Origin of the sequence: Methylorubrum aminovorans (genome assembly GCF_022179725.1) — a bacterium.
Classification (GTDB): domain Bacteria; phylum Pseudomonadota; class Alphaproteobacteria; order Rhizobiales; family Beijerinckiaceae; genus Methylobacterium; species Methylobacterium aminovorans.
In genome coordinates, this window is the sequence record NZ_BPRC01000029.1 from 45,548 (window position 1) to 53,489 (window position 7,942).

At 69.3% G+C, this 7,942-nt stretch carries 7 protein-coding genes and 1 other annotated feature; of the genes, 6 read left to right on the forward strand and 1 reads right to left on the reverse strand.

Going from position 1 to position 7,942, the window contains the following annotated elements:
* Positions 1-29: 29 nt before the first annotated feature.
* The 6 genes from MFF24_RS24005 to MFF24_RS24030 all read left to right on the forward strand — a co-directional run bounded on the left by MFF24_RS24005 (position 30) and on the right by MFF24_RS24030 (position 7,496).
* Positions 30-2,618 carry an LPS-assembly protein LptD gene (locus MFF24_RS24005; protein ID WP_207625258.1) on the forward strand — a complete coding sequence of 863 codons (2,589 nt, stop codon included), beginning with the start codon at positions 30-32 and terminating at the stop codon, positions 2,616-2,618.
* A gap of 142 nt (positions 2,619-2,760) precedes the next feature.
* Positions 2,761-3,237, forward strand: a complete 477-nt coding sequence (locus MFF24_RS24010) for a tellurite resistance TerB family protein (RefSeq protein WP_238228560.1) — start codon at positions 2,761-2,763, stop codon at positions 3,235-3,237.
* 126 nt (positions 3,238-3,363) lie between these two features.
* Positions 3,364-3,762, forward strand: a complete 399-nt coding sequence (locus MFF24_RS24015; protein ID WP_238228563.1) for a CidA/LrgA family protein — start codon at positions 3,364-3,366, stop codon at positions 3,760-3,762.
* Positions 3,759-4,475, forward strand: a complete 717-nt coding sequence (locus MFF24_RS24020) for an LrgB family protein (RefSeq protein ID WP_238228565.1) — start codon at positions 3,759-3,761, stop codon at positions 4,473-4,475. The genes MFF24_RS24015 and MFF24_RS24020 overlap by 4 nt, the downstream gene beginning before the upstream one ends.
* Positions 4,476-4,525: 50 nt before the next feature.
* Positions 4,526-4,581 (forward strand) — a sequence feature (sul1 is cis-regulatory element that is thought to sense ions involved in sulfur or methionine metabolism; They are found in Alphaproteobacteria).
* A gap of 67 nt (positions 4,582-4,648) precedes the next feature.
* Entirely contained in the window at positions 4,649-6,142 is a 1,494-nt protein-coding gene (locus MFF24_RS24025) for a SulP family inorganic anion transporter (protein WP_238228567.1), read from the forward strand.
* A gap of 250 nt (positions 6,143-6,392) precedes the next feature.
* Positions 6,393-7,496, forward strand: a complete 1,104-nt coding sequence (locus tag MFF24_RS24030) for an alpha/beta fold hydrolase (protein WP_238228569.1) — start codon at positions 6,393-6,395, stop codon at positions 7,494-7,496.
* Positions 7,497-7,812: 316 nt separating this feature from the next.
* Here MFF24_RS24030 and MFF24_RS24035 read toward each other — a convergent pair.
* On the reverse strand, positions 7,813-7,942 hold a 130-nt coding region (locus MFF24_RS24035; RefSeq protein WP_238228572.1), incomplete at its 5' end, for a transposase.

The following is a 7,942-nucleotide window of genomic DNA, read 5'->3' on the forward strand; positions in this document are numbered from 1 at the left end:
AGGGGGCTGCACAGGGTTCGAGGGACGCGTTGCGTAAGGTCGCCGACATCGCGATCACGGTCTCCATGGCCGCACTGCTGACGGCAGCCTACGGGCTCGCCGCGCCGCGCGCCCATGCCCAGGCCGGACTCGAAAAATTCGCCGGCTCCAAGGGAGACGAGAAGGGCCAGCGCCTGCTCGTCGAGGCCGACGAGCTGATCTACGACAACGACCGCAACACCGTGACCGCCCGCGGCAATGCCGAGCTGCATTACGGCGCGCGCACGCTCCAGGCCGACCGGGTGCGCTACGACCGCGGCACGAGCCGGGTCTTCGCCGAGGGCAATGTCCGCCTCACCGACGAGACCGGGGCGCTGGTCACCGGCGAGCGGATGGAGCTGACCGACGACTTCAAGAACGGCTTCGTCGACGCCCTGCGCATTCAGCAGACGGTCCAGCTCAAGGGCGAGACGGTGCGCACCCGCATCTCCGCCCCGCGGGCGGAGCGAATCGCGGGCGAGCAATCGAGCTTCGATTACGCCACCTACACCGCCTGCGAGCCGTGCAAGGACCGTCCTGAGACGCCGCCGCTGTGGCAGATCAAGGCGGCCAAGATCATCCACAACAATGAGACCCACACCATCAGTTACGAGGATTCGACCCTCGAACTCGGTGGCATCCCGGTCGCCTACCTGCCCTATTTCGAGTCTGCCGACCCGACGGTGAAGCGCAAGTCCGGCTTCCTGACGCCGCGCTTCATCACCTCGACGGCGATCGGCACCGGCGTGGCAACGCCCTATTTCTTCAACCTCGATCCGAGCTACGACCTGACCGTCTCGCCCGCCTTCGTCTCGCGCCAGGGCGTGTTGGGCCAGGCCGAGTTCCGCCAGCGGCTCGACAACGGCAGCTACAATCTGCGCCTGTCGGGCATCTTCCAGACGACGCCCTCGGCTTTCCTGCCGGGGCCGCTGGGAGCGGCCGACCGCGAGTTCCGCGGCTCGGTCGAGTCGCGCGGGCGCTTCTTCATCAACGAGCACTGGCGCACGGGCTGGGACCTCGTCGGCGTGACCGACAAGTGGTTCCTCGACAATTACCGCATCCGCAACCAGAGCATCACCACCGACTATTTCCGCGAGGCGGTCTCGTCCGCCTACCTGATCGGCCAGGGCGACCGCTCCTGGTTCGAGGCGCGCGGCTACTACTTCAAGGCCCTGTCGAGCTTCGACTGGCAGAAGGAGCAGCCCGTCGTCCTGCCCGTCATCGATTACGACAAGCGCATCGACGGCCCGCAGCCGATCGGCGGCGAGGTCCGCTTCGAGGCCAACGTCACCAGCCTGACCCGCGAGGCGACCGACTTCCAGGGCATCCCGCGCACCGGCAGCTACCTGTTCGCCCCGAGCGTCAACGGGATCAGCTACCCGCTCTACGAGACCTGCACCACCTTCGTGCGCGACCGCTGCATCGTGCGCGGTCTCGGCGGCACCGATACGCGGCTCTCCGCCCAGGTCTCCTGGCGGCGCAGCTTCATCGACGAGATCGGCCAGGTCTTCACGCCGTTCGCCTACCTGCGCACCGACGCCTTCTTCGTGAATCCGAGCCGGTCGGGCTTCCAGAACCCGCTGGTGAACAACATCACCACCGTCGATGACGGCTTCTCCGGCCGCGTCATGCCGGCGATCGGCCTCGATTACCGCTATCCCTTCGTCGCCGATTTCGGCGGGCTCGGCGTTCACACCCTGGAGCCGATCGCCCAGGTGATCGCCCGGCCCTCCGAGACCCGCATCGGCCGGCTGCCGAACGAGGACGCGCAGAGCCTCGTCTTCGACGACACCTCCCTGTTCCAGTGGGACAAGTTCTCCGGCTGGGACCGGGTCGAGGGCGGCGTGCGGGCCAATCTCGGCGCGCAGTACTCCGTCGTGACCCCGACCGGGTGGTACGCCAACCTGATGTTCGGCGAGTCGATCCAGATCGCGGGCGTGAACTCGTTCCGCCGCGGCGATCTCGCCAATGTCGGCCTCGATTCCGGCCTGGAGAACCGCCGCTCGGACTTCGTCAGCCGCTTCCAGCTCTCGCCCAACCAGAACATCAGCTTCATCGCCCGCGCCCGCTTCGACCAGCGCGACTTCGCCGTGAACCGGTTCGAGGCCGGCCTGACCGCGCGCTTCGCGCCGTTCCTGCCGCTCGAGACCTCGGTGTTCTACTCCACCTACGAGGCGCAGCCGGCCCTGGGCTTCCCCCATCGCCGCGAGGGCGTGACGGCGTCGGCCACCTATCGCATCACCCCGAACTGGTTCGTCACCGGCTCGGCGCTCGTCGACCTCACCCACTATCTCGACACGCGCGACACCTTCACCGACTACTACACCGCCTACCTCGCCAACCCGGTCGGCCTGGCGCCGATCTACAACAATCCGGGCAAGGCCTACCTCTCCGGCATGAGCCTCGGCGGCGGCTATCAGGACGAGTGCACCACGGTCTCGCTCAACTACATCGTCTCGCCCATCGCCACCGCGATCGGCGTGCGCGAGCGCAACCAGACCGTGCTGCTGCGCCTGGAGCTGAAGACGCTGGGTGAGGCGGATCTGCGCCAGAACGTCAGCACCTCGGCCACCGCCGACGGTATCGCCTCGGTGCGCTGAGGGCCGCGTCGGCCTGACCTCGGTGCAGCCGAGCCACGCCGCCCGCGAAACGGCGCGGCGGGCGCCACCCCGGCCCGCTCCTCGCTTGACCTGTGCGCGGCACGCCCCCGACGGTGGCGCGCAAAACCGGACAGGAACGGACATGGCCCTTCTTCAGCGGCTCTTCTCCTACGCCTCCTCGGCCTTCGGCCTGCCGGCTCCGGCCGAGACGGTGCCGGACGGCAGCGAGGAGCATCTCGCGGCGACCGCTCTGCTCGTCCACGTCGCCCGCGCCGACGGCGTGCTCGATCCGGCGGAATCCGAGCGGCTGGTGCGGCTCGTGCGCCGCCGCTACGCCGAGAGCGACGCGGAGGCCGCGAGCCTGATCGAGCGCGCGGCCGCCTTCGAGACGCAGACCCGCGACATGACGAGTCTCGTCGAGCTGATCGGCAGCGACGGCAGCAGCCCGGAGGAGCGCGAGCGGCTGCTCGCCATGGCGTGGTCGGTGGCCGGCTCGGACGGTGAGGTGCACGAGTTCGAGGAGGCGCTGGTCTGGCGCCTCGGCAAGCTCCTGGGCTTCGATGAGGCCGGCATCGCCGCCGCCCGCCACCGCGGCTCCCGTGAGCCCGCCGGCGCCTGATGGGCGGTCAGGGGTTTCGAAAGGGCGAGCCCTTTCGCGGGTCCAGGGCAGAGCCCTGGATGACGCCGGGGCTCTGCCCCAGCTCCCGGCCAAAGGAATGACCCCTTTGGGATTCCGGACACAATCATGATCGTCAGCCTGACCCTGATTCTGCTCGCCCAGCTTCTGGGCGAGGTGGCGGCCCGCGCCGCCGGCCTGCCGGTGCCGGGGCCGGTGATCGGCATGGCGCTGCTCCTCGGCTTCCTGGTGCTGCGCGACCGGACGCGGCCGGCCTCGACCCGCCTTCTGCCGCCGCCCTTGGTCGATGGCGGGCTGGAGGGCACGGCCAAGGGGATGCTGGCGCATCTCTCGATCCTGTTCGTGCCCGCCGGCGTCGGCATCGTCGGCCGGCTCGACGTGCTGGCGAGCCACGGGCTCGCGCTCGCCGTGGTGCTCCTCGTCTCCGTGACCCTGACGCTGGCGGCGACCGTGCTCACCTTCGTCGCGGTCTCCAGGCTTCTGGACCGCCGATGGGGCGACCGATGACGGGCGAGTTCGCCCTCTGGGTCTATCTCAGCCACACGCCGCTCCTGTGGCTCACGGTGACGCTGCTGGCCTACGCGGTGGCCGACCGCGCCTTCCAGGCGGCGGGGCGTCACCCGCTCGCCAACCCGGTCATCCACGCGATCTGGATGATCGGCCTCGTGCTGACGCTCACCGGCACGCCCTACCGCGCCTATTTCGAGGGCGCACAGTTCGTGCACTTCCTGCTCGGGCCGGCCACGGTGGCGCTCGCCGTGCCGCTCTACGAGCGCCGGGCGACGGTGATGCGCGCGCTCCTGCCGATGCTGGCGGCTTTGGCCGTCGGCTGCGTCACCGCAATGACCTCGGCCCTCGTCTTCGCCCGGCTCGTCGGCATCCCCGACGACGTGCGCCTCGCCCTGGCCCCGAAATCCGTGACCACGGGTGTGGCCATGGGCATCGTCGAGGCGCTCGGCGGCGACCCGACGCTCGCCGCCGTGCTGGTGATGCTGACCGGCATGGCGGGCGCCGTGATCGTCACGCCGCTGATGCGGACCCTCCGCATCGAGGACATGCGCGCCCGCGGCTTCGCGGCAGGGCTGGCCGCCCACGGCCTCGGCACCGCCCGCGCCTTCCAGGTCAGCGAAGTCGCCGGCACGTTCGCCGGCATCGCCATGGGTCTGAACGCGTTCCTGACGGCGATCCTGGTTCCCGTCGTGGTGAGCCTGTTGCGGTGAGCGTCCGGATTGCGCTGCAACGCAACGCGCCGTAAACCTCACCGCAATCGCTCGGACCCGGTGCAAGCCCGGGTGGCTCTTCCGGCCGCCGATCCGCCGGACCACGCATTCGCGACGCTCGTTTCCCTCCCCGCATCGTCGGCGGAGCCCGCGTCCCTCTGCGGATTCTCTTCATGTCATCGATTTCCACGACCGCCCGCGGGCGGTTCGCCGCGTCTTGGTTCGGCTCACCCTGGGCCGACATCCTCTCCGGCATCGTCGTCGCCCTCGCCCTGATCCCGGAGGCGATCGGCTTCTCGGTGATCGCCGGGGTCGATCCCAAGGTCGGTCTCTACGCCTCGGTCGTCATCGCGTGCGTCATCGCCTTCGCCGGCGGACGCCCGGCGATGATCTCGGCCGCCACCGCCGCGACGGCCGTGGTGATGGCCGATCTCGTGCGCGACCATGGCGTCCAGTACCTGTTCGCCGCCACGATCCTGATGGGCGTGTTCCAGATCCTCGCCGGGCTGGCGAGGCTCGGGCGGCTGATGCGCTTCGTCTCGCGCTCGGTGATGACGGGCTTCGTCAACGCGCTGGCGATCCTGATCTTTCTGGCGCAGCTCCCCGAACTCACCGGCGTGACCCCGGCCACCTACGGGCTGATCGCGTTGGGGCTCGCCATCATCTACGGCTTCCCGAGAATCACCCGCGTGGTGCCCTCGCCGCTGGTGGCCATCGCCGTGCTCACGGCGCTCACCGCCTGGCTCGGGCTCGACGTGCGCACCGTCGCCCATCTCGGCGAACTGCCCAAAGCCCTGCCGAGCTTTGCTCTGCCCGACGTGCCGCTCACCTTCGAGACCCTGCGGATCATCCTGCCCTATTCCGCGACGCTCGCCGCGGTCGGCCTGCTGGAGAGCCTGCTCACCGCGCAGATCGTCGACGACATGACCGATACCGGCAGTTCGAAGAACCGGGAATGCCTGGGCCAGGGGCTGGCCAACATGAGTTCGGCCGTGTTCGGCGGCATGGGTGGCTGCGCCATGATCGGGCAATCGGTCATCAACGTCTCGTCCGGTGCCCGCGGCCGGCTCTCGACGCTGGTGGCGGGCGGATTCCTCCTCGTGCTGCTGGTGCTGCTGCAGGACCTTCTGGCCATCGTCCCCGTCGCGGCGCTGACAGCGGTGATGATCATGGTCTCGTTGAACACCTTCTCCTGGCGCTCGCTACTGGACTTGCGCACCAACCCGCTGCCCTCCTCCCTGGTGATGCTCGCCACCGTCGCGGTGGTGGTCGCCACACGGGATCTGGCCATCGGCGTGCTCGTCGGCGTGCTGCTCTCGGGCGTGTTCTTCGCCGGAAAAGTCGCGCGGATGAGCCGGATCACCGCCGAGCTGTCGCCGGACGGGCGCACCCGCACCTACCGGGTCTCGGGCCAGGTGTTCTTCGCCTCCGCCGGCACCTTCACCGATACGATCGATGTCCGCGAGCCGGTGGAGCGCCTCGTCATCGATGTCCACGCGGCGCATTTCTGGGACATCTCCGCGGTCGGCGCCCTCGACCGCGTGGTGATGAAGGCCCGCGCCAACGGCAAAGCCGTCGAGGTGGTCGGCCTCAACGAGGCCAGCGCCACCCTGGTCGAGCGCTTCGGCCGGCACGACAAGGCGGAGGCTTCGCTGCCGACGCATTGAGGGGCACGGGCAGCGCCGCAGGAGGGGGCGGCGCGTTCCGTTTCCAGTCCTGGTTGTGCGGTGCGGTCGAAACTCGCTAGTGTCGCTCCGACGATGACGCGGGATCCGCGGCTCTAGAGCATCGCCCTGGATATCGGATCCAGGACGATGCTCTATCCTCTTGTTTCCGCATCGTCTTTCCCCGAAAGCCGGCGGCCGCCTCTCGGGACGATGCTCAAGGCCGCGCCGGCCCGTTGCCCCGAGAGGCGCCGTGTTTCCCTTCGACTCATCCCGCCAGACCCGGCGCCGCGTGCGCCGGAGCCTCGACCGGACGACGCGACACGTGACGCGGGAATTGACGCGCTCGCTCGAGAGCACGGCCAAAGCCGTCACCAGAGCCGTGACCCGCTCGACCGAGCAGGCGATCCGCGAGACGCGGAAGGCGACGGCCCGATCGGTGAAGCGGACGGTCCGCCACACCGAGAAAGTGGTCGAGGCGGCACTGGGCTCGACCGGGCCCGAAATCGTCCGCAAGCCGCCCGGCCAGTTCGTCACGGTCGACGGTCTGCCCGTTCACTGCATCCTGCGCGGGCGCGGGCGGCCGGTGGTGCTGGTTCACGGCAACGGTACCATGGCCGAGGATTTCGCGATCTCCGGCCTGATAGACCGACTGGCGGCGCGCTACCGGGTCATCGCCATCGATCGGCCCGGCTTCGGCTACACCGCCCGCCCCCGCCACCGCGTCTGGACGGCGCAAGCCCAGGCCGTGCTGCTGCACCGGGTGCTGGAACAGCTCGATGTCGAGCGCCCGCTCGTCGTCGGGCATTCCTGGGGCACGATCGTCGCCCTCGCGCTCGCGGCCGACGGGCGGCGGCCTTTGCGCGGACTCGTGCTGCTCTCGGGCTCCTACTTTCCGGGGCATCGGGCCGATGCGGCCCTGATCGCACCGCTCGCCGTGCCGGGCTTCGGCGATGCGGCCCGCGCGCTGATGCCCGCGAAGATGAGCGCATCGCTCGCCAGTCAGTCGTTCCAGCCCGTGTTCTGGCCGCAAGCCGTGCCGGTTCGCTTCAAGGCCCGGTTTCCAGTCGAGATCGCGGCGGCGGCGACGCAGGCGCGGGCGGTGTCGGAGGACGCCGCCTCGATGAACGCCGCCGTCACCGGGCTCCAGCGCCGCTACCCCGGTCTGACGTTGCCGGTCTCGATCCTGGCCGGTGACGCGGACGCGATCGTCAAGACGAGCGAGCAATCGGTGCGGCTGCACACGACGATTCCCGGCAGCACCCTGCGCCTCCTGCCCGGCCTCGGCCACATGATCCATTACGGCGCGCGGCTGAAGGTCGAGCGCGCGATCGATGATCTGATGAAGCTCCGATAGATGCGTCCCAGGCGCGAGATCTGGCCCTGTCACGCCGCGGATCACCGGGCGCCGAGACTTGCCCTCGTCGAGGGTCACACGGGGGCTGAACAGAGCCTTCTGTCATCGGGCTTCCGCCATCATGGGGGGATCTGTCGCCGCGCTTGCTGGAAGGTCCGTGTGGGGTGGGGAGCGGATCCTGAGCTTCCGCCGCGAAGCGGACGTTCCATCTTCGACCCTCCCAGCCGGACAGCCTAAGCTGTGCCCACCTAAAAAGTGGGCGCCCCAAAAATCTTCCTTCGACAGGAACGCTGAGACATTGGTCTAGGGCCTGTCGTCACCTGAGCCAGTCGAGCGTTGCGGCGAGGCAGAGGACACCGGTGAAGCTGACGGCGGTCTTCTCGTAGCGGGTGGCGACGGCGCGCCACTCTTTGAGGCGCGCCCATAACCGCTCGACGATGTTGCGG

What these genes read in the sequence shown, in the direction of transcription:
- MFF24_RS24010 (WP_238228560.1), top strand. Translation starts at nt 2,761, where the DNA reads ATGGCCCTTCTTCAGCGGCTCTTCTCCTACGCCTCCTCGGCCTTCGGC.
- MFF24_RS24015 (WP_238228563.1), top strand. Translation starts at nt 3,364, where the DNA reads ATGATCGTCAGCCTGACCCTGATTCTGCTCGCCCAGCTTCTGGGCGAG.
- MFF24_RS24020 (WP_238228565.1), top strand. Translation starts at nt 3,759, where the DNA reads ATGACGGGCGAGTTCGCCCTCTGGGTCTATCTCAGCCACACGCCGCTC.
- MFF24_RS24025 (WP_238228567.1), top strand. Translation starts at nt 4,649, where the DNA reads ATGTCATCGATTTCCACGACCGCCCGCGGGCGGTTCGCCGCGTCTTGG.